Source organism: Streptomyces sp. LX-29 (genome assembly GCF_029541745.1).
In the GTDB taxonomy this organism is placed as follows: Bacteria; Actinomycetota; Actinomycetes; order Streptomycetales; family Streptomycetaceae; genus Streptomyces.
On sequence record NZ_CP089746.1, the window covers coordinates 6,139,563 to 6,160,611 of the forward strand.

14 protein-coding genes are annotated in these 21,049 nt (G+C 72.1%); 5 read left to right on the forward strand and 9 right to left on the reverse strand.

Annotated elements, in window-relative coordinates; translation table 11 throughout:
• Positions 1 to 62: 62 nt before the first annotated feature.
• The 7 genes from LRS74_RS25890 to LRS74_RS25920 all read right to left on the reverse strand — a co-directional run bounded on the left by LRS74_RS25890 (position 63) and on the right by LRS74_RS25920 (position 9,837).
• Positions 63 to 779 (reverse strand): ABC transporter ATP-binding protein, encoded by a 717-nt coding sequence (locus LRS74_RS25890; protein ID WP_277743252.1) that lies wholly within the window; start codon positions 777 to 779, stop codon positions 63 to 65.
• Complete coding sequence (locus tag LRS74_RS25895) at positions 776 to 1,741, reverse strand: ABC transporter ATP-binding protein (protein ID WP_277743253.1); 966 nt, start codon at positions 1,739 to 1,741, stop codon at positions 776 to 778. Before LRS74_RS25895 ends, LRS74_RS25890 begins: the two co-directional genes overlap by 4 nt.
• 5 nt (positions 1,742 to 1,746) lie before the next feature.
• The gene (locus LRS74_RS25900; protein WP_277743254.1) at positions 1,747 to 3,486 is read right to left on the reverse strand and encodes a branched-chain amino acid ABC transporter permease; all 1,740 of its coding nucleotides are present in this window, start codon (positions 3,484 to 3,486) and stop codon (positions 1,747 to 1,749) included.
• A 13-nt stretch (positions 3,487 to 3,499) separates the two neighbouring features.
• A complete protein-coding gene (locus tag LRS74_RS25905) occupies positions 3,500 to 4,432 on the reverse strand; it encodes a branched-chain amino acid ABC transporter permease (RefSeq protein WP_144384643.1) in 933 nt (310 codons plus the stop codon).
• Positions 4,433 to 4,833: 401 nt separating this feature from the next.
• The gene (locus tag LRS74_RS25910; RefSeq protein WP_277743255.1) at positions 4,834 to 6,066 is read right to left on the reverse strand and encodes a branched-chain amino acid ABC transporter substrate-binding protein; all 1,233 of its coding nucleotides are present in this window, start codon (positions 6,064 to 6,066) and stop codon (positions 4,834 to 4,836) included.
• Positions 6,067 to 6,953: 887 nt separating this feature from the next.
• Positions 6,954 to 7,460 (reverse strand): hotdog fold thioesterase, encoded by a 507-nt coding sequence (locus LRS74_RS25915; RefSeq protein WP_277743256.1) that lies wholly within the window; start codon positions 7,458 to 7,460, stop codon positions 6,954 to 6,956.
• A 97-nt stretch (positions 7,461 to 7,557) separates the two neighbouring features.
• A complete protein-coding gene (locus tag LRS74_RS25920) occupies positions 7,558 to 9,837 on the reverse strand; it encodes an FdhF/YdeP family oxidoreductase (protein ID WP_277743257.1) in 2,280 nt (759 codons plus the stop codon).
• Positions 9,838 to 10,111: 274 nt separating this feature from the next.
• On the opposite strand from LRS74_RS25920, the gene polA reads away from it, so the two are divergent.
• The 5 genes from polA (at position 10,112) to LRS74_RS25945 (ending at position 17,299) form a co-directional block, all read left to right on the forward strand.
• A complete protein-coding gene (gene polA, locus LRS74_RS25925) occupies positions 10,112 to 12,769 on the forward strand; it encodes a DNA polymerase I (RefSeq protein ID WP_277744939.1) in 2,658 nt (885 codons plus the stop codon).
• 660 nt (positions 12,770 to 13,429) lie between these two features.
• On the forward strand, positions 13,430 to 15,301 hold the full coding sequence (locus LRS74_RS25930) for a lytic transglycosylase domain-containing protein (protein ID WP_277743258.1): 1,872 nt from the start codon (positions 13,430 to 13,432) through the stop codon (positions 15,299 to 15,301).
• Positions 15,302 to 15,507: 206 nt separating this feature from the next.
• Positions 15,508 to 15,642 carry an SPW_0924 family protein gene (locus LRS74_RS25935; protein ID WP_277743259.1) on the forward strand — a complete coding sequence of 45 codons (135 nt, stop codon included), beginning with the start codon at positions 15,508 to 15,510 and terminating at the stop codon, positions 15,640 to 15,642.
• Positions 15,643 to 15,654: 12 nt separating this feature from the next.
• The gene (locus LRS74_RS25940; RefSeq protein WP_277743260.1) at positions 15,655 to 16,659 is read left to right on the forward strand and encodes a DUF3068 domain-containing protein; all 1,005 of its coding nucleotides are present in this window, start codon (positions 15,655 to 15,657) and stop codon (positions 16,657 to 16,659) included.
• A 10-nt stretch (positions 16,660 to 16,669) separates the two neighbouring features.
• Positions 16,670 to 17,299, forward strand: coding sequence for a hypothetical protein (locus LRS74_RS25945; protein WP_277743261.1), 630 nt, complete (start codon positions 16,670 to 16,672; stop codon positions 17,297 to 17,299).
• Between the two features lie 64 nt (positions 17,300 to 17,363).
• Here LRS74_RS25945 and LRS74_RS25950 read toward each other — a convergent pair whose 3' ends face one another.
• On the reverse strand, positions 17,364 to 20,099 hold the full coding sequence (locus tag LRS74_RS25950) for an ATP-dependent helicase C-terminal domain-containing protein (protein WP_277743262.1): 2,736 nt from the start codon (positions 20,097 to 20,099) through the stop codon (positions 17,364 to 17,366).
• A gap of 82 nt (positions 20,100 to 20,181) precedes the next feature.
• Positions 20,182 to 21,033 carry a class I SAM-dependent methyltransferase gene (locus LRS74_RS25955; RefSeq protein ID WP_277743263.1) on the reverse strand — a complete coding sequence of 284 codons (852 nt, stop codon included), beginning with the start codon at positions 21,031 to 21,033 and terminating at the stop codon, positions 20,182 to 20,184.
• Positions 21,034 to 21,049 lie beyond the last annotated feature (16 nt).

Consider the following 21,049-nt stretch of genomic DNA (forward strand, 5'->3'; position numbering starts at 1 on the left):
GGGCCCGCACCGTGCGCCGTGGCGTGTGGTGCGGGCCCCCGCCCGTTTCCGTGTCGGCCGGGTCAGTCCTCGCCGAGGTACGCCTTGCGTACGGACTCGTCGTGGAGCAGGGAGGCCCCGCTGCCCGAGAGGACGATCTTGCCGATCTCCATCACATGGCCCTGGTCGGCCAGGGAGAGGGCGGCCTGGGCGTTCTGCTCGACGAGCAGGATGGTGGTGCCCTGGGCCTTGAGCTCGGCGATGGTCTCCATGATCTTCTGCATCATGATCGGGGAGAGGCCCATGGAGGGTTCGTCGAGCATGAGCAGCTTGGGCCGGGACATGAGCGCTCGGCCCATGGCGAGCATCTGCTGTTCGCCGCCGGAGAGGGTGCCGGCGGCCTGGCTGCGGCGTTCGCCGAGGATGGGGAAGAGCTCGTAGGCCCGTTCCATGTCCTGGGCGATGCCTGGGGCGTCCTTTCTGAGGAAGGCGCCGAGCTGGAGGTTCTCGGCGATGGAGAGCCGGGGGAAGATGTGGCGGCCCTCGGGGGAGTGGGCCAGGCCCAGTGAGACGATCTTGTGCGCGGGGACTCCGGAGAGCGGTTTGCCGTCGAAGAGGATGCGGCCGCTGAGTGGCTTGAGGAGGCCGGAGAGGGTGCGCAGGGTGGTGGTCTTTCCGGCGCCGTTGGTGCCGATGAGGGTGACGACCTGGCCGGCGTCGACGCTGAACGAGATGCCCTTGACGGCCTCGATCTTGCCGTAGGCGACGCGGAGGTCCTCGACCTCGAGCAGTGCGGTCACTGTCCGTCCTCCGTCTGTGGGGTGGTGCTGTCGTGCTGCGCCTCGTTCGGTGGCGTCTCGTCCGGTGGCGTGTCGTCCTCCCGGGGCTCCTTCTGCGGCGCCTCGGGCTTCGCCTCGGCGGCGGTCTCGTGGGCGGTGGCTTCGGCGGCTTCGACCTCGGCGACCTCTTCCGCGCCCGGCGCGCCTTCGAAGGGTGTGCCGAGGTAGGCGGCGATGACGCGTTCGTCGGCCTGGACGACCTCGGCGGTGCCTTCGATGAGCTTCTGGCCTTGGACGAGGCAGGCGACGCGGTCGCTGAGGTTGAAGATGAAGCGCATGTCGTGCTCGATGACGAGGACGGCGATGCCTCGGTCGCGGATGGCGAAGACGAGTTCTTCGGTGGCGCGGGTCTCCTGGGGGTTCATGCCGGCGGTGGGCTCGTCGAGGAGGAGGAGTCCGGGGTCGCTGGCGAGGGCGCGGGCGATCTCCAGCTTGCGTTGTTCGCCGTAGGGGAGGTTGCGGGCCAGGTGGTCGGCTTTGCCGGCGAGTCCGATGAACTCGAGGAGTTCCATGGCGCGTTCGGTGGAGGCGGCTTCGGCGCGCTTGAAGCCGGGGCCGCGGAGGAGGGCGGACCAGAGCCCTTCCTTGGTGCGGGTGTGGCGGCCGACGAGGACGTTTTCCAGGACGGTCATGTTGGCGAAGAGCCGGATGTTCTGGAAGGTGCGGGCGATGCCGGCCTGGGTGACGAGGTGGGGCTTGGGGGGGAGGACGGTGCCGCGGTAGCTGACCTGGCCTTCGGTGGGGACGTAGAGCCCGGTGAGGCAGTTGAAGAAGGTGGTCTTACCGGCGCCGTTGGGTCCGATGAGGCCGACGATCTCGCCGGTGTTGACGGTGAGGTCGACGCCGCGTACGGCGGTGAGTCCGCCGAAGCGCATGGTGACGCCGGCTGCCTGGAGGACCTGGGTGGTGTTCTTGTCGGTCATCGGGGTCACGCCTCCGCCTTGGTGACGCTGACGGTTCCTTCGGGGAGGCCGTTCTCGGGCACGTCGAGCTGGTCGGTCTCGTGGTATTCGAGTTGCTGTCGCCGGTTGGCGATCAGTCCTTCGGGGCGGAAGCGCATCAGGAGGATGAGCGCGAGTCCGAAGGCGAGCAGCTGGTAGTCCGCGAGGAAGGTCAGCTTTTCGGGGATGAGGAAGAGCAGTGCGGCGCCGAGGAGGGGTCCGCCGATGGTGCCCATGCCGCCGAGGATGACGGCGGCGAGGAGGAAGGCGGAGTTGGGGGCGACGGGGCCGGTGAAGACGTACTGCTCGGGGACGACGGTGTAGGAGACGTGGGCCCAGACGGTGCCGGCGACGCCGGCGAGGGTGGCGCCGAGGGCGAAGGCGATGAGCTTGAGGCGGAAGCCGTTGATGCCCATGGCGGTGGCGGCGGTCTCGTCTTCACGGATGGCGACCCAGGCGCGGCCGATGCGGCTGTTGCCGGCGCGGCTGAACACGAGGACGACGAGGATCGTGAAGAGGAGCATCAGCAGGTAGTAGTTGGCGAAGGAGCCGAGTTCGAACCCGCCGATGGTGTGGGACTCGCCGAAGTCGTATCCGAAGATGACGAGGTCGGGGATGTTGGGGATGCCGTTGGGGCCGTTGGTGAGGTTGGGGCCGGAGTCGCCGTCGAGGTTGCCGACGGCGATGCGGAAGATCTCTCCGAAGCCGAGGGTGACGATGGCGAGGTAGTCGCCGCGGAGTCGCAGGGTGGGGGCGCCGATGACGACGCCGAAGACGAGCGCGGCGAGGGCGCCGGTGAGGACGGCGGCCCAGAAGGGGAACTGGATGTCGAAGGTGGAGGCGGTGGAGCCGGAGACGAGGGCCGCGGTGTAGGCGCCGACGCCGAGGAAGGCGACGTATCCGAGGTCCAGGAGGCCGGCGAGGCCGACGACGACGTTCAGTCCGAGGGCGACGGTCGCGAAGATGAGGATGTTCACGCCGAGCTGGAGGTACTGGTCGTCGGACTGGGTGAAGGGGAAGGCGGCGGCTGCGGCGAAGGCCGCGGCGGCGGTGGCGGTGCGGTAGTTGCCGGTCAGCGCGGAGAGGCGGCTGATCAGTCCGGCCCTGGAGAGTGCGGCGATGGTGAAGCCGGCGGTGATCAGGTAGCCGATGAAGACCTCGCTCTCCTCGTCGTCGATGCCGACTCCGTAGGTGATCGCGTGGAGGGCGATCGCGAAGGCGGCGACGATCAGCAGGATCTCCATCCAGGGGGCGAGGCGCTGGGGGCGCTTCGGGGTCCTGGTGTCGTCGGGGAGGAGGAAGGCGGTGACGGCGGGGAGCGCGGAGGCGAGGGCGGCGACGAAGCCGCCGGGCTCCAGGTTGACCAGGCCGCCGAGGTCGACGGTGATGGCGATGACCGTGAACCAGGTGGTGGCGAAGCCGCCGAGGGCGCTGGCTCGCAGGGCGCGGGTGGTGCCGGCGGGTGCCAGCCAGCGCAGTCCCTTGACGTCGTAGGAGGCGAGTGCGAGGAGTGTGGTGAGGAGGCCGGCGACGAGGGTGAGGGCCTGGAGTCCGGCGGGTGAGAAGTAGTAGGTGAGGTCGCCGGGGAATTCGTCGGTGTAGGTCCAGGCGAGGAGGGTGCTGGCGACGGTGGCGAGGCCGCCGGCGAGGGTGAGGCCGCGCCACAGGGGCGTGCGCTGGGCGCTTGCCGTGGTGGTGGCGGTGTCCTTGGTGGTGTTGGTGCTCATCGGTGTGCCTCCCTCACGCCCGGTCCGCTACGCGTTCGCCGAGCAGACCTTGTGGCCTGACCAGCAGGACGACGATGAGCAGAGTGAACGCCCAGACGTCCTTCCAGGCGCCGCCGCCGAGCTGGGCCATGCCGGGGATGTCCTCGATGTACTGGATGGCGAGGGCTTCGGCGAAGCCGAGGACCACGCCGCCGAGCATGGCGCCGTAGATGTTGCCGATGCCGCCGAGGACGGCGGCGGTGAAGGCCTTCAGTCCCGCGATGAAGCCCATCTCGAAGTTGATCTGGCCGTACTTGAGTCCGTGGGCGGTGGCCGCGACGGCGGCGAAGGCGCCGCCGATGGCGAAGGCCATGACGATGATGCGGTCGGTGTCGATGCCCATGAGCTTGGCGGTGTCCGGGTCCTGGGCGGTGGCCTGCATGGCGCGTCCGGAGCGGCTCTTGGAGACGAAGAGGCCGAGGGCGAGCATGCACATCGGGGCGGCGAGCAGCAGGAAGAGGTCGCCGCGCTGGATGTGCAGGTTGTCCAGGAGCTCGATGGACTTGCCTTCGAACTGGGGGAAGGTGCGGGCCTTCTTGGCGTCGGGGTAGAAGGCCCAGATGAGCTGCTGGAGGGCGATGGACAGGCCGATGGCCGTGATCAACGGGGCCAGTCTGGGTGCGTTACGCAGGGGCCGGTAGGCGAAGCGTTCGGCGGCTGTGGCGACGGCGATCGACGCGATGACGCCCCCGATGAGCATGAGGGGGAGTGCCAGGGCGAGTGCGGTGCCGCTGGGGAGCACCAGGTAGATGGTGAGGGCGCCGAAGCCCCCGATCATGAAGATCTCGCCGTGGGCGAAGTTGATGAGCTGGACGATGCCGTAGACCATGGTGTAGCCGATGGCGATCAGGCCATACAGGGCGCCGAGGGTCAGGCCGTCGGCCAGCGTTTGCGGCAGTTCGTGCACCGCAGGGCCTCCGATGAGCGTGTCGGATGTGAGTCCGCGCGAGGGCGCTGGTCGCGCCCTCGCGCGGATGTGTCTCAGGGGGTGCGGGGTCCCGGGGTCTCGGGGGTTCGAGGTGGTGCCGGGCCCGGGGGACGGGGGTTCGGGAGCGTGTCCGGCGAGGTCGGGATCTTGACCTTGGGGCCGTGGCCTTGTGGTCTCGACCGTGGGCTTTCGACCGTGGGGTCGGGCCCGGGTGGGTGACCTCGGGGTAGGACGGGACCGTGGAGTGGGGCCTCGGGGGTGAGGACCCGGGTGCCCTCGGGAAGTGGTCCTTCGGGCTGGGTCCCGGGGGTCGGTCGGTGTGGCTCAGCCCGTCGGGAGGGATCCTTCGGGGCTGGTGCCGTGACGTCGTTTCCCGGGGGTCAGTCCTTGAACGTGGTGCTCTCGATGGACTCCCACCGGCCGCCCTTGACCTGGTAGACGGTGAGCTGCTTGTTGGTGGTGTCGCCGTACTCGTCGAAGGAGACCTGACCGGTCACGCCCTGGAAGGAGACCTTGCCGAGCGCCTCGGTGACCTTGGCGCGGGCGTCGTCGGGGAGCTTGCCGTCGTTGTCCGCGGCGACGGTCTTCACGGCCTGGATGATGGCCCAGGCGGCGTCGTAGGCGTAGCCGCCGTAGGCCGCGTACGGGTCGGAGTAGCCCTGCTTGCCGTAGTTCTCGATGAACGTCTTGGCGGACTCGAGCTCCTCGAGCGGGTAGCCGACGGAGGTGGCGTAGTCGCCGTCGTTGCTCTGGCTGGAGGCTTCGATGTAGGCGGGGTCGTAGAGGGCGTCGCCGCCGATGGTCGGGACCTCGGCGCCGGCCTTCTTGATCTGGTCGGAGAGGAGTCCGCCTTCGGGGTACTGGCCGCCGAAGTAGACGGCGTCGGCGCCGGAGGACTTGACCTTGCTGGCGATGCCGGCGAAGTCGGTCTCCTTGACGGTCAGGTGGTCGGTGCCGACGATCTTGCCGCCCTGGCGCTTGAACTCGTCGGCGAAGATCGAGGCGAGGCCGGCGCCGTAGGTCTGCTTGTCGTCGACGACGAAGACCTTGCGCTTCTTGGCGTTCTTGTAGAAGTACTGGGCGGCGAAGCGGCCCTGGATGACGTCGGTGGTGGCGGTGCGGAAGTAGGTCTCGAAGGGGCGCTTCTTGTCGCCCTTGGCCCAGTCGTCGCCCTGGCTGAGTGCCGGGTTGGTGTTGGCGGGGGAGATCTGGGCGAGGTCGGCCTTGGCGAAGACGCCCTGCATGGACTGGGCGACGCCGGAGTTCAGGGGGCCGACGACACCGAGGACCTCGTCGTCGCCGACGAGCTTGGTGGCGTTCTGCTGGCCGGAGGCGGGGACCGCCTTGTCGTCGAAGGACTGGACCTTGAAGGTGACGCCTGCGACTTCGTTCTTCTCGTTGGCGGTCTTCACCGCGAGATCGACGGAGTTCTTGATGCCCTGGCCGAGTGCGGACAGGGAGCCGGTCAGCGGGGCATCGACTCCGATGACCACCGTGGTCTTACCGCTGTCACTCTCGTTGTCTTTCTTGTCGTTCCGCGATCCACAGGCGGAGAGAGTGAGGGCTCCGGCGGTGAGCGCGGAGGTGAGTATGAGCAAGGAACGGTGTCGCACGGTGATTCCTTTCCCTGGCACGGCTCTCCCGTGGGGAGGTGCCGGATCGCAGGCCGGATGGCTGGATCTTGCTATGGAGAAACGATCTGCCACTCGGCCGCGTGGTGACTGGCCGTGACTCTAGGCGCGGCGCGTGAAGAGGGGCAGAGGTGCCGGGCAGGATGTGACGCTCTTGTTATGCCAGTGGATACCTAAGCGTGTCTGTGTAGCAGAGGTGTGCGGGCAAAGCGGGCAAATCTCTTCTTTTTGATCATCAAACGGCGGTGAATCCGCAGTTCCGCTAAGAGGTTCTGTGTGGAACGGGTGAGGGTGTGACTCGGCGCACTCCGGGCCGGATGGAATTACATGTGGTCTACATCTCACGCGGAGGCTGTAGGGGGTGGCGGCGCGGCGCGCTTGTTACGGAGTGTTACTACAGGGAGTAGTCGATTCCAGGCCGTTTTATGAGTTCGGCTTGCTCGGAGGCTCGGCGTCCGATCCCGACATCCGGATCGGGGTGGAGTCGGGCTGGTGGGGCCGGGCGGCGCCCGGTCGGGATCCGATCGGGTCGCGGCGGGCCGCTCTCGGCCGTGCGTCGACGTACGTCGGCTGTGCGTCGGCCTGTCTCGGCCTGCGTCGGGCCGGTGTCGGGTCGGCGTCGGCTCGGTGCCGGGTTGAGGTCCCGTCGGGCGGGGCGAGGTGGGCTGATCGCCGACGTGTTCCGTTCGGACGCCTCGTCAACAACGCGCGGTGACAAGCACGGTGTGGTGGATCGCCGGCTAACCGGCCCCGGGTCATAGGTCATTGACATGACGTCATCGACAAAAAGACTCCCCCGGGCGGTCGTTGACCGCCCGGGGGAGGGTGTGCGGGCGCGGCGCGCGGCCTGGGGCGTGGCGCCGGTGGGGTCAGGCGCCGGCGGCGCTCCGGGCCTCCTTCACGTCGCGCAGCGTGGCGTCGGCGTCGGCTTCGCGCACCATGCAGGTCAGCCGGGCGGTGCAGACCCGGCGGTCCTGTTCGTCGGTGATGACGATCTCGTAGGTGGCGGTGGAGCGGCCGCGGTGCACGGGGGTGGCGACGCCGGTGACGAGGCCGGAGCGGACGCCGCGGTGGTGGGTGCAGTTGAGATCCACTCCGACCGCGATCTTGCGGCTGCCGCCGTGCAGCATGGCGCCGATGGAGCCGAGGGTCTCGGCCAGTACCGCGGAGGCGCCGCCGTGCAGCAGCCCGTACGGCTGGGTGTTGCCTTCGACCGGCATGGTGCCGACGACGCGCTCGGCGGAGGCTTCGCGGATCCGCACGCCCATCCGGATGCCGAGGTGCCCCGCGGAGAACAGTGAGGGAAGGTCGACGCCGAGCGCCGCGTACTCGTCGATGACCTCTTGGGGGAATGTCGCGCTGGTCTGCTCGCCCATGGGGGTTCGGCTCCGTTCGGTTGCTCGCGTGCGCGCGCCGCGGCTCCGGCGCGCGCCGTGGGGTCGGCTGGAGTCTGCCAGCCGGATGAGCAAACGCTTAGGCCGGGCGGGATGGTTCCAGGCGGACGACCACGGACTTGCTCATCGGGGTGTTGCTGGTGTCGGCGGTGGCGTCGAGGGGGACCAGCACGTTGGTCTCGGGGTAGTAGGCGGCGGCGCAGCCCCGGGCGGTGGGGTAGTGGACGACGCGGAAGCCTTCGGCCCGGCGCTCGACGCCGTCCGTCCACTCGCTGATCAGGTCGACGTAGGAGCCGTCGGTGAACCCGCGCTCCCGGGCGTCCTCGGCGTGGACCAGGACGACCCGGCGGCCGCCCTTGATGCCGCGGTAGCGGTCGTCGAGGCCGTAGATGGTGGTGTTGTACTGGTCGTGGGAGCGGAGCGTCTGGAGCAGCAGGCGGCCTTCGGGGACGTGCGGGTACTCGACCTCGGCAGCGGTGAAGTTGGCCTTGCCGGTGGCGGTGGGGAAGCGTCGTTCGTCGCGGGGCGCGTGGGGCAGGGCGAAGCCGTCGGGGTGGGCGACGCGGGCGTTGAAGTCCTGGAAGCCGGGGATGACCCGGGCGATGCGGTCGCGGATGGTGGCGTAGTCCCGTTCGAACTCCTCCCAGGGGGTGGTGGAGTCCGCGCCGAGGACGGCGCGCGCCATGCGGGCGACGATGGCCGGTTCGGAGAGCAGGTGGGGGCTGGCGGGCGGGAGGTTGCCGCGGGAGGCGTGGACCAGGCCCATCGAGTCCTCGACGGTGACGAACTGCTTTCCGCTCTGTTGGACGTCCTTGTCGGTGCGTCCGAGGGTGGGCAGGATCAGCGCGCGGTGGCCGGTGACGGCGTGGGAGCGGTTGAGCTTGGTGGAGACGTGGACGGTGAGGGCGGCGCGGCGCATGGCCGCCTCGGTGACCTCGGTGTCGGGGGCGGCGCCGACGAAGTTGCCGCCCATGGCGAAGAAGACCTTCGCCTTGCCGTCGCGGAGGGCCTCGATGGACCGGACGACGTCGTAGCCGTGGTGGCGGGGCGGCGCGAAGCCGAACTCCTTCTCCAGGGCGTCGAGGAACGCGGGCGCGGGCCGCTCGAAGATGCCCATGGTGCGGTCGCCCTGGACGTTGGAGTGTCCGCGGACGGGGCAGACTCCGGCGCCGGGGCGGCCGATGTCGCCGCGCAGCAGGAGGAGGTTGACGACTTCCCTGATGGTGGCGACGGCGTGCTTGTGCTGGGTGAGGCCCATGGCCCAGCAGGCGATGGTGCGCTTCGAGGCGAGGATCATGGCGAGGGCGCGCTCGATCTCCGCGCGCTCCAGGCCGGTCGCGGTGAGGGTCTCCTCCCAGTCGGCGGCGCGGGCGGCCTCGGCGAACTCCTCGAAGCCGTGGGTGTGCTCGCGGACGAACGCCTCGTCGACGGCGCCGTCGGTCTCCAGGACGAGCTTGTTGAGGAGACGGAAGAGCGCCTGGTCGCCGCCGATGCGGATCTGGAGGAAGAGGTCGGTCAGGGCGACGCCCTTGAGCATGCCCTGGGGGGTCTGGGGGTTCTTGAAGCGCTCCAGTCCGGCCTCGGGCAGCGGGTTGATCGAGATGATCTTGGCGCCGGCCGCCTTGGCCTTCTCCAGGGCGGAGAGCATCCGGGGGTGGTTGGTGCCCGGGTTCTGTCCGGCGATGATGATCAGGTCGGCCTGGTGGAGGTCGTCCAGGGAGACGCTGCCCTTGCCGATGCCGATGGTCTCCGTGAGGGCGGAGCCGGAGGACTCGTGGCACATGTTGGAGCAGTCCGGCAGGTTGTTGGTGCCGAACTCGCGGGCGAACAGCTGGAGCAGGAAGGCGGCCTCGTTGCTGGTGCGGCCCGAGGTGTAGAAGAGGGCCTCGTCCGGGGAGTCGAGGGTCTTCAGCTCCTCCGCGATGATCTCGAAGGCGCGCTCCCAGGTGACGGCCTCGTAGGTCTCCGCGCCCGCCGCCAGGTACATCGGGTGGGTGATCCGGCCCTGCTGCCCGAGCCAGTAGCCGCTGCGGGTGGCGAGGTCGGTGACCGGGTGGGCGGCGAAGAAGTCGGGGGTGACGCGGCGCAGCGTCGCCTCCTCGGCGACGGCCTTGGCGCCGTTCTCGCAGAACTCCGCGGTGTGCCGCTTCTCACCCTCGGGCCAGGCGCAGCCGGGGCAGTCGAAGCCGTCTTTCTGGTTGACCTTGAGCAGGGTCTGCGCGGTGCGGCGCACGCCCATCTGCTGCTGGGCGATGCGCAGGGTGTGGCCGATGGCGGGCAGCCCGGCGGCGGCGTGCTGCGGGGCGGTGACCTCGGGGGCGTCCTGGATCGGGTCCCCGGCGGGCGGCTTGGCTGCCATGGCGCTCTCCCTTGAGCGGTTCGGCGGGGTACGGCTCGGCCGGGGCTTCCGGTCCTGATGCCGCACGGCTGGTTCTGCGTTCCTCTGAATCCTGTCACGCCCCACTGACAGCCGCCCAGCCCGGCCCTGCCCGGGGACCGGATTGTCCCTGCCTGTCAGTGGGGCGTGGCAGGATCGGACCGTGGCAGAGAAAGCATCGAAGAAGACCCCCGAGACCGCATCGACCGCTCCGGCCGCGCCGGCAGCCGGGCAGCGGGGCGAGCGCCCGCGCCTGATGCTGTTGGACGGCCACTCGCTGGCGTACCGGGCGTTCTTCGCTCTGCCGGCGGAGAACTTCAACACCACCACGGGCCAGACGACCAACGCGATCTACGGCTTCGCGTCGATGCTGGCCAACACGCTCCGTGACGAGCAGCCCACGCATCTAGCCGTGGCCTTCGACGTCTCGCGCAAGACGTGGCGGTCGGAGGAGTTCACCGAGTACAAGGCGAACCGCTCCAAGGCGCCGGACGAGTTCAAGGGGCAGGTCGAGCTGATCGGCGAGCTGCTGGACGCGATGCACGTCACCCGCTTCGCGGTGGACGGCTATGAGGCGGACGACGTGATCGCCACGCTCGCCACGCAGGCGGAGGCGGCCGGCTTCGAGGTGCTGATCGTCACGGGTGACCGTGACTCCTTCCAGTTGGTCACGGACAGCGTCACGGTGCTCTACCCGACCAAGGGGGTCTCCGAGCTGACCCGGTTCACGCCGGAGAAGGTGCGGGAGAAGTACGGGCTCAGCCCTCGGCAGTATCCGGACTTCGCGGCGCTGCGCGGCGACCCGTCGGACAACCTGCCCGGCATCCCCGGCGTCGGCGAGAAGACCGCCGCGAAGTGGATCAACCAGTTCGGTTCGTTCGCGGAGCTGGTGGAGCGGGTCGACGAGGTCAAGGGCAAGGTCGGTGAGAAGCTCCGGGAGCACCTGGAGTCGGTGAAGCTCAACCGGAAGCTCACCGAGCTGGTCCGGGACGTGGAGCTGGGTAAGAGCCCGGAGGAGCTGGCCCGGCGGCCGTACGACCGGCCGTCGCTGACCGTGATCCTGGACGCGTTGGAGTTCCGCCACCAGAACTTCCGGGATCGGCTGCTGGCCGCCGACCCCGGCGAGGCCGAGGCGGAGGCGCCGCCGGCGGCGGGCGTCGCGGTGGACGGTGTGGCGCTGGGCGCGGGTGAGCTGGGGCCGTGGCTCGCGGAGCACGCCGGGCAGCCGCTGGGCTTGGCCTCGGTCGACGCCTGGGCGCTGGGCAGCGGTAGCGTCAGCGAGATCGCCCTGGCCACGGGCTCCGGGCCGGCCGTCTGGTTCGACCCGGCGACTCTGGACGAGGCCGACGAGCGGGCGTTCGCCGAGTGGCTGGCCGCCGCGGACCGGCCGAAGGTGCTGCACAACGCCAAGGGCGTGATGCGTGTCTTCGCCGAGCACGGCTGGTCGGTCGACGGCGTGGTCATGGACACCGCGCTCGCCGCCTATCTGGTCAAGCCCGGGCGCCGGTCCTTCGCGCTGGACGCCCTGTCGGTGGAGTACCTGGGCCGCGAGCTGGCCCCGCCGGCCGTCGACGGCCAGCTGGCCTTCGGCGCCGACGACCAGGCCGAGCAGGACGCCCTGATGACGCAGGCGCGCGCCGTCCTCGACCTCGGCGAGGCGTTCGACGGGCGGCTGCGGGACGTCGGCGCGGCGGAGCTGCTGCGCGATGTGGAGCTGCCCACCTCGGCGCTGCTGGCGCGGATGGAGCGGGCCGGTATCGCGGCGGACCGGGAGTGGCTGTCCCGTATGGAGCAGCAGTTCGCGGGCGCGGTGCAGCAGGCGGTGAAGGAGGCGCACGCCGCGGTGGGCCACGAGTTCAACCTGGGCTCGCCCAAGCAGCTGCAGGAGGTGTTCTTCGGCGAGCTGGCCCTGCCGAAGACCAAGAAGACCAAGACCGGTTACACCACGGACGCGGACGCGCTGGCCTGGCTGGCCACCCAGACCGACCACGAGCTTCCCGTGATCATGCTCCGGCACCGGGAGCAGGCCAGGCTGCGCTCCACCGTCGAGGGTCTGGTCAAGACGATCGCCCCGGGCGGCCGTATCCACACCACCTTCAACCAGACGGTGGCGGCCACCGGTCGACTCTCCTCCACCGATCCCAACCTGCAGAACATCCCGGTGCGCACGGACGAGGGCCGCGCCATCCGGCGGGGCTTCGTGGTGGGCGAGGGCTTCGAGTCGCTGCTGACGGCCGACTACAGCCAGATCGAGCTGCGCGTGATGGCCCATCTCTCCGAGGACGAGGGCCTGATCGAGGCGTTCACCTCCGGCGAGGACCTGCACACCACGGTCGCCTCCCAGGTCTTCGAGGTCGACAAGACCGCGGTCGACGCGGAGATGCGCCGCAAGATCAAGGCGATGTCGTACGGACTGGCGTACGGCCTGTCGGCGTTCGGCCTCTCCCAGCAGCTGAACATCGCCCCGGACGAGGCCCGAAAGCTGATGGACAGCTACTTCGAGCGGTTCGGCGGGGTGCGCGACTACCTGCACCGGGTCGTGGACGAGGCCCGCGCCACGGGCTACACGGAGACGATCCTGGGTCGCCGCCGCTACCTCCCGGACCTCAACAGCGACAACCGCCAGCGCCGCGAGATGGCCGAGCGGATGGCGTTGAACGCGCCGATCCAGGGCACCGCGGCCGACATCGTCAAGGTCGCGATGCTGAAGGTGGACGCCGCCCTGCGCGCGGAGCGGCTGACGTCCCGGATGCTCCTCCAGGTGCACGACGAAATCGTGTTGGAGGTCGCGCCGGGCGAGCGGACGCGCGTGGAGGAGCTGGTGCGTCGTGAGATGACGGGGGCTTTCCCGCTGCGCGCCCCGCTGGACGTGTCGGTGGGCTACGGCGCTGACTGGGAGTCGGCGGCGCACTAGCCGGGCCGCCGGGCTACGGGGCTCGCGGGGTCGGACCGTGTCCGTGCCCGCGGGCCACGATGCCGGGCCACGGGGTGGGGCCTTTCGTGCCGTTTCGGGTCTCCGATGTCGGGCCGTGGGTTGCGTGCGACGATGCGCGGCCCGCGGCCCCTTCGTTTCTCGCCGGGTGTCCGCGCGTGGGGCGGCGACATGGCGGCGGGTGTGCTGCCGGGGCGTGGCGCGGCGGTCGTTGCGGCGGGCCGCCGGGAGGCGGCCGTTCCGGCTGGTGCGGGGCCGCCGTTCCCATGACCCGGGGCGGGTGTTCGGGGAGGCGGGTGAGGCGTGACGGTACGGGGCGCGTGACGGTACCGGGCGGGTGACGCCGCGGCGTGGACGTTCCGGTGGTGAAGGAGTGGTGAGGGCGTGGGTGTGGGACCGTGCTCGGCGACGTCGACGGGTGCGGCCGCCGAGATCCGTTCAGGTGCCGTTCAGGGGCGGTTGGGAGGGCCGTTCGGAGGAATTCCCTCCGATTGAGGGTCTTCCGGGGCAACGTCCAAGCGCGTTGGAACGTCTCTCAAGTGGGCATCGCCTCGGTAGCCCCGGGGCTGGAAGGTGTCGTAGTGTCACGAGCGTTGACGCGCGAGGGGAGCGCACGGCGCCTGACGGGAGGGGACCAGACGGATGGCAGCGCGATTCGGCCGGCGGCTGCGCAAGGGAGCGGCCACGACGGCGGTGGCGGCGGTGGCGATGGCCGCCCTCACCGCCTCGCAGGCTCCCGGCTTCGCCGGTACGCACCGGGACGACGAGCGGGGCAGGACGGAGGCCGGTGAGGCCACGCCGCCGCCCAACACACCGATCGACGGCGGCTCCTCGTACCACACCGATCTGCCGCCGCTGAAGAGGCACGGCAAGCCCGGTAAGCCCGGCGTCGCCCCCAACCGGCCGGGGCAGACCGGCGGGACGGTGGTGACCGGCCCCGCCGAGGCGGGCATCCCGGCCACCGTCCTCGACGCGTACAAGAAGGCCGAGGCGGCCCTCCGCGAGTCGAACCCCGGCTGCAACGTCCCCTGGCAGCTGTTGGCGGCGATCGGCAAGGTCGAGTCGGGGCAGGCGCGCGGCGGCGCGGTCGACGCCGAGGGCACCACCATCCGACCGATCCTCGGCCCCCAGCTCAACGGCAACGGCTTCGCCAAGATCACCGACACCGACGACGGCGCCTACGACGGCGACACGACGCACGACCGCGCGGTCGGCCCGATGCAGTTCATCCCCTCCACCTGGGAGGGGTGGGGCAAGGACGGCAACGGCGACGGCCAGCGGGACCCCAACAACATCTACGACGCCGCCCTCGCCGCCGGCTCCTATCTGTGCGCCAACGGCCGCGACCTGTCGTCCGAGGCGGACCTGCACCGCGCGATCCTCGGCTACAACCAGTCGCAGGAATACCTGCGGACGGTCCTGTCGTGGTTCGAGTACTACAAGCGCGGCACCCACGAGGTGCCGGACGGCACCGGTGTGCTGCCCTCGAAGGAGAAGTCCCGCCCGAACCACGGCGGTGACGACTCGGCCGGCGGCGCGGGACGCAACCCGGGCCGTGACACGCACAAGGACAAGGACAGGGACGGGGACAAGGGCCGGGACCGGGACCGGGACAAGGACCGCGACCAGGGGCCCGGGGGGGATGGCGACGACTCGCCGAAGCCCAAGCCGAAGCCCAAGCCCAAGCCGAAGCCGCCCCGGGAGGACCCCCGCGATCCGGCCCCGAAGCCGCCGAAGCCGGGTCCGCAGAAGCCGGGCCCCGGCAAGCCCGACCCGGGCGACCCCGCCCCGGCGCCGGTCACCGCCCTCGCCCCGGTCGGGGCGCGGGAGCTCACCGCCACGGCGGGCGGCGACTTCGCCACCTCGCCCCGCGTGCGGGCCACGAACGCGGCGGGCAAGACGGTCGCCGGTGTGCTCGTGCAGTACGAGGTGCGCGGGGAGACCCAGGCGCGCTTCGCCGGCGACAAGACCCGTGTCATCGCCGCCACCGGCAAGGACGGCGTCGCCATCGCGCCCACGCTGCGCGCGGGGGAGAAGGCCGGCACGTTCACCGTGCGGGCCACGGTCGTGGGCCGGAAGACCGTGCCCGCCGTGGACTTCGGCGCGACGGTCGTGGCACGCCCGGCGCCCACCCCGAAGGCGGACGTCCTCGTCCGCACCGACGACAAGCCGCTGACCGCCGCCACCGGTGCCGCCTTCGCCGCGCCGGTCGGGATCAAGGCCACCTACCAGGGCAAGGTCGCGGCGGGTGTGCCGCTGACCGCGACCGTGCTCGCCGCGGACCCGAGCGACCCGAAGAAGCTGGTGCCCGCCGACAAGGGCCCGTTCTTCAAGGACGCCCAGGGGAAGCCGGTCCGTGCCCTGGCCGGGCTGAAGACGGACACGCAGGGGCTGCTGACGCTTCCGGAGCTGTTCGCCGACGACCAGCCGGGCACCTATGTGCTCCGCCTGGCGACGGCCGACGGCACGGTCCTGACCGTCGAGCTGACGGTGACGGGAGCCGCGGCCGCGTAGCCGCCCCGCCCCCGCCGCGACCGCGGTGCCCGGCACCGCCCCTCACCGACGCACGCGCCGCCTCCCGACCCCGCCACGGGGCCAGGAGGTGGCGCGACGTGTTCTCATCCCGGCCGCGCGTTGCTACGGTGCCCAGATATCTGACGAGGCGTCAGCATGATGGGATCCGGCGCTCGTCGCTCCATCGACCCGACCCGGGAGGCGCCATGCGTGCCCTCGCCGCCGCGGCCATCGGAGTCGCCGTCGCCGTGGCGCTTGTCCTGGTGCTGACGGCCGTCGGCGCGCCCGACGGGACCACCTCCCCCGAGCCGCTGCTCACCACCGTCCCCGAGCACCCGTAGGGGAGGTCCGCGATGCGCCGGAAAGCCAGCCTGGTGCTGCTCGCCCTCGCCGTCTGCTGCGCCGCCCTGGCGCCGCTGATCCGCTGGTACGCCTTCCCGCGCCTGGTCAAGGTCCCACCCGGCGAGTACCAGACCGCCGTCATGGAGGCGAAGCCCGCCACGCTCCTGGACTACAGCACCCTGCGGCCACGGAGGGTCCCCAAGGTCACCATCGTGCAGACGCTGCGCGGCAATGTGGAGGCATCCGAGAAAGTCGAGAAGTCGACAGGTCGTGATGTCGTCGTCTGGGACACCCTGTCGTACGTCGTGGGACCCGACGGCGCGATGGTCTCCGAGATCCCCGAGCGCTACGTCTTCGACGCCCACTCCCAGGCCCCGGTGCACCTCGGCGGCGAACACGTCGACGGCGACCCGGTGCGCCGCGACGGCATCGAGTTCAAGTGGCCCTTCCTCACCGAACCCCGCGACTACACCTACTTCGACGCCCAGGCCCGCAGGTCGGCCCCCATCCACTACCGAGGCACCCGGAGCTTCCGCGGCCTCGAGGTCTACTACTTCGAGCAGACCATCCCCTGGACCAGGGTTCCGCTCCCGCGGAAGCTCCCGGTCGGCGGCGTCAGCCGGGAGGACGTCGCCCAGGCCGGTACGTCCCGCTGGTACACCACCACGCGCAGGTTCTGGGTCGAGCCGGTCACCGGAGCCCCCGTCAACGGTGAGGAGATCCACCGGGAGGAGCTGCGCGGCGGCGAGCTGCTGGGCGACCGGAAGAAGGTCACCGCCTTCGCCGGACATGTGAAGATGCGCGAGGACTACATCGCGCACACGGTGGAGCTGGTCGCCTCCCGACGCCGGCTGGTCCTGCTGCTCACCACCGGCCTCCCCCGCGGTCTCCTCGCCCTGGGCGTCGCCCTGTTCGCCGGCTCCCTGGTCCTGGAGGCCCGCGCGCGGCGCGGCGCGCCGCCGGGCCCGGGGGAGCCGCGCTCGGCCGGACCGGTTTCTGTCAGTGCCTCACCGTAGCCTTCCGTCCATGGCACTTCTCCTGCGCCCGCTGGACGACACGCTCGCCGACCAGCTGGTCGAACTCGCGCGGCTGAGCTGGACGGACGGCGCCACGGCCGCGGCCGTCGCCGCCTTCGGCTGGATACCCGACGGCTCCCGGATGAACGCGTTCACCACCCCCGGCGGACACCCCGTCTACCCCGAGTCGTTCGGCTACCCCGCCGGGCGGGACACGGAGTGCGTGCTGCCCTTCGCCTATGCCTACGAGCCCGACGAGGACGACTTCGAAGGCGAGCGCGAGGGCTGTCGGACCAACCTCAGCTGGTTCGCCACCTTCTACGACGAGGACGACCGCTGGCACTTCCAGCGCATGTCCGGGCGCGCGGACTTCGACGAGGCGTGGCGCGCCGCGACCGCGCTGTTCACCGCGCGGCTCGGCGAGCCGGACGTGCTGACGCGCGTGGCCGACGGCGACGAGGACGTCCCGGCGTGGCACTACGCCGCCTGGCGGTGCGGCGACAACGCCCTCGTCGTCGGCCAGTGCTCCGACGCCATCTCCTACAGCACCTTCGAGCAGGCCGTGGTGTGGCTGGGCGCCTACCCGGCAGCCAGGCCCTGGCCCGAGGCGGGGGAGTTCTGGCGGCTGCTGGAGGGGTGACCCCGGGCGAGCCGCGGACGTGGCCCGGGCGGGGCCGTGGCCGGGGTGGGAGCCGCGCCGTCGGTCAGCGTCGGCGCGTCGTGGTGTACCGGGTGGGCTCCGCCGTGGCGGGATCCTCCGGCCAGGGGTGCTTGGGGTAGCGGCCGCGCAGCTCGGCGCGCACGGAGCGGTATCCGCTGCCCCAGAAGGACGCGAGGTCGGCGGTGACGGCCGCCGGGCGGCCCGCGGGGGAGAGCAGGTGGACCAGCACCGGCACCCCGGCGACGGTCGGCGTCTCGGCCAGCCCGAACATCTCCTGGAGCTTGACCGCCAGCACGGGCTGGTCCCCGGCGTAGTCGACCCGCACCCGCGAGCCGCTGGGCACCTCGATGCGGTCCGGCGCCAGCTCGTCCAGGCGCACGGCGTCCCCCGTCGCCCACGGCAGCAGCCGCCGCAACGCCTGGCCCGCGTCGACGCGCTCCAGGTCGGCCCGCCGGCGCGCCCGGTCGAGCTCGACGCCGAGCCAGTCCTCGGCGCGCTCCACCAGCGCCTCGTCCGACACGTCCGGCCAGGGCTCGCCCAGCGCGCGGTGCAGGAAGCCCAGCCGCTGCCGCAGCCGGGTGGCCTCCTCCGTCCAGCGCAGCAGCCCCGTTCCGGTGCGGCGCAGACCGTCCAGGAGCGCGTCCCGGACCAGTTCGGGGGCGGGGGAGCGCAGCGGGCGCGCGGCCAGCTCGATCGCCCCCAGCCGCTCGACGCCGCGCGCCACCACGTCGTCGTCGGACCAGTGCACCTCCTCGGCGGAGGCGTACAGGGCCGCGGCGGCGGTCCGGGCGGTGTCCTCGTCCGTGACGGCCGCGAGCCGCACCCGGGCGGACGCGGCCGACACGGGCCGGTCCGCGACGGCCACCGCCAGCCACGGCGCTCCGCGCAGCCCCGACCCCTCCGCCAGTTCCGCCCCGGTCCCCGACGCCATCAGGTAGGCGCCTTCGCCGCGCCGCCGGGCCACCCGCTCGGGGAAGGCCAGCGCGGCCACCAGCCCGGCCGCGGCGTCGTCGCCGTGCCCGCCCGCGCGGGGCGCGCCACCGCTGCCGCCGACCACCCGGCCGCCGGCCCCCGATGCCGCGGGCGGACGGTCGCCGGTCCGGGGGTCCCCGGACGGTCGGTCGCCGGTCTGTCGGCGAGGCGCCTCGTCGGTCGGCCGGCCGCCGGATTCCTCGCCTCCCGTCCGCCCGGCCGGTGAGTCGCCCCCCTCGGCCCGTGCGTCGACCGCACGCTCCAGGCGGCGCGCCTCCTGGCGCCACCGGGCGGCGTAGCCGTCGCCGCCGCGGCGCGCGGCGCGCCAGGCGGCGGCGAGGTCGTCTCCGTACTCGCGCGGAGGCTCCTCGCTCAGCAGGGCGACGATCTCGGCCGCCCGCCGGGCACCGAGCGGCGGCGCGCCGTCGATGAGGGCCCGCGCGAGCCGCGGGTGGAGTCCGAGGCGGGCCATGCGGACGCCGCGGTCGGTCGCCTTGCCGTCCCCGTCGACGGCGCCGATGGCGGTCAGCACCTCGCGGGCGGCGGCCAGCGCGCCGGTGGGCGGCGGGTCGAGGAGGGCGAGCGTGGCGGCGTCCGGGTCGCCCCAGCACGCGGCCTGGAGCGCGAAGGCGGTGAGGTCGGCGACCGCGATCTCCGGGGAGGGCCAGCGCGGCAGCCGCGAGTCGTCACCCTCCGACCAGCAGCGGTAGACCGCGCCCGGCCCCTCGCGCCCGGCCCGCCCCGCGCGCTGGGCGGCGGCCGCGCGGGACGCCCGCACGGTGGTCAGCGCGCTCAGTCCGCGCGCGTGGTCCGCGCGCGGCTCGCGCGCCAGCCCGCAGTCCACGACGACGCGCACGCCCGGCACGGTCAGGCTCGACTCGGCGACCGACGTCGCCAGGACGACGCGCCGCGCCCCGCCCGCCGCGCCCGCGAGCACCGCGTCCTGGACCTCGGCCGGTGCCCGGCCGTGCACCTGGAGCACCTCGGCGGCCACGTCGCGCAACAGACCGGCCACCCGGGCGATCTCTCCGACGCCGGGCAGGAAGCACAGCACGTCGCCGTCCCGCTCGCGCAGCGCGCGTCGCACGACCGCCGCGACGTGGTCCAGAAGCGCCGGGTCGACCCGCATCCCGTGCGGCGGTCGTACCGGCCGCGCCGGCGGAGCCCACACCACCTCCACCGGATGGGACACCCCCGCGGCCTCCACCACCGGCGCCGCGCCGGGCCGCCCCGCGCCGGCCGCGTCGGGCCGGGCTCCACCCCCGCCGGTGCCGAGCAGCCGGGCCCAGCCGGCCGCGTCCGTGGTCGCCGACGCGGCGATCAGCCGCAGCTCGGGCCGCAGGACGGACCGTACGTCCAGGAGGAAGGCGGCGGCCGTGTCGGCGTCCAGATGGCGTTCGTGGCACTCGTCCAGGATCACCGTGTCGACCCCGAGCAGTTCCGGGTCGCGCTGGAGCCGCTGGAGCAGCACGCCGGTGGTCACCACCTCCACGACGGTCTCCCGCCCGGCCCGCCGCTCCCCGCGCACGGTGAAGCCGATCCGCCGCCCCACGTCCTCGCCCAGCAGCCACGCCATGCGCCGCGCCGCCGCGCGGGCCGCGATCCGCCGCGGCTCGGCCACGATCACCCGCCGCGCGGGCCGCCCGCCGTCCAGCAGCCCGGCCAGGGCCAGCGGCACCAGCGTCGTCTTGCCGGTGCCGGGCGGCGCGCACAGCACCGCCGCCCCGTGGTCGTCCAGCGCCCGCTCCAGGGCGGGCACGGCGGTTCGTACGGGAAGGCGGTCGAGGGCGTCGGTGCGGATCGTCACGCCGACATCCTCGCAGCGTCGAGAGGGGCCGCTCCGGCCCGGGCTTCGGCCACCGGGGCGGTCCCGTGCGCGGCCGCGGGGGTCAGTCCCGTACGCAGACGAAGATCGCGGTTCCCGGGATCAGGTTGCCGCGGAGCGGGGACCAGCCGCCCCATTCCTGGTGGTTCCAGGCGGGCCACTCCGGCTCGACCAGGTCGACCAGCCGGAAGCCCGCCGCCACCACGTCCCGGACCCGGTCCCCGAGGGTGCGGTGGTGCTCCACATAGACCGCCCGGCCGGAGTCGTCCTGCTCTACATAGGGCACGCGGTCGAAGTACGAGGCGGCCACGCTGAGCCCCTCCGGGCCCGGCTCGTCGGGGAACGCCCAGCGGATCGGGTGCGTGACCGAGAAGACCCAGCGCCCGCCGGGCCGCAGCACCCGCCGCACCTCGCGCAGCACGCGCACCGGATCGGCGACGAAGGGGAGTGCCCCGTAGGCCGAGCAGGCCAGGTCGAAGCTGGCGTCCGCGAAGGGCAGCGCCCCGGCGTCCGCCTCGACCAGGGGGAAGTCGGCGCCGATCCGCAGCGCGTGCTGGAGCTGCCGGTGCGAGAGGTCCAGTGCCACCGGACGTGCCCCCTGAGCCGCCAGCCAGCGCGAACACTGCGCCGCGCCCGCGCCGATCTCCAGGACGTCCCGGCCCTTCAGCTCCTCCGCGGGGCCCAGCAGGCCCGCCTCGGCCTCGTCGAGCCCCTCCGGGCCCCAGACGAACCCGTCGTCCCGGAGGAAGCCCCCGTGCTCGTTCTGGTACTCGTCCGCGTTCCGGTCCCACCAGCCGCGGCTGGCCCTGCTGCTCTCCGCGTCGCCCGCCGTACGCCGGGTGGCGGTGGCCTCGTCCGGCGCCCCGCCGGCCGTCTCCGGCTCGGGAACCCCCGAGAGCTCGTGTTCTTGGATCATCTGGGGTGTCGTCGTA

What these genes read in the sequence shown, in the direction of transcription:
- LRS74_RS25895 (WP_277743253.1), bottom strand. Translation starts at nt 1,741, where the DNA reads ATGACCGACAAGAACACCACCCAGGTCCTCCAGGCAGCCGGCGTCACC.
- LRS74_RS25900 (WP_277743254.1), bottom strand. Translation starts at nt 3,486, where the DNA reads ATGAGCACCAACACCACCAAGGACACCGCCACCACCACGGCAAGCGCC.
- LRS74_RS25915 (WP_277743256.1), bottom strand. Translation starts at nt 7,460, where the DNA reads ATGGGCGAGCAGACCAGCGCGACATTCCCCCAAGAGGTCATCGACGAG.
- LRS74_RS25920 (WP_277743257.1), bottom strand. Translation starts at nt 9,837, where the DNA reads ATGGCAGCCAAGCCGCCCGCCGGGGACCCGATCCAGGACGCCCCCGAG.
- polA (WP_277744939.1), top strand. Translation starts at nt 10,112, where the DNA reads ATGCTGTTGGACGGCCACTCGCTGGCGTACCGGGCGTTCTTCGCTCTG.
- LRS74_RS25930 (WP_277743258.1), top strand. Translation starts at nt 13,430, where the DNA reads ATGGCAGCGCGATTCGGCCGGCGGCTGCGCAAGGGAGCGGCCACGACG.
- LRS74_RS25935 (WP_277743259.1), top strand. Translation starts at nt 15,508, where the DNA reads ATGCGTGCCCTCGCCGCCGCGGCCATCGGAGTCGCCGTCGCCGTGGCG.
- LRS74_RS25940 (WP_277743260.1), top strand. Translation starts at nt 15,655, where the DNA reads ATGCGCCGGAAAGCCAGCCTGGTGCTGCTCGCCCTCGCCGTCTGCTGC.
- LRS74_RS25945 (WP_277743261.1), top strand. Translation starts at nt 16,670, where the DNA reads ATGGCACTTCTCCTGCGCCCGCTGGACGACACGCTCGCCGACCAGCTG.
- LRS74_RS25955 (WP_277743263.1), bottom strand. Translation starts at nt 21,033, where the DNA reads ATGATCCAAGAACACGAGCTCTCGGGGGTTCCCGAGCCGGAGACGGCC.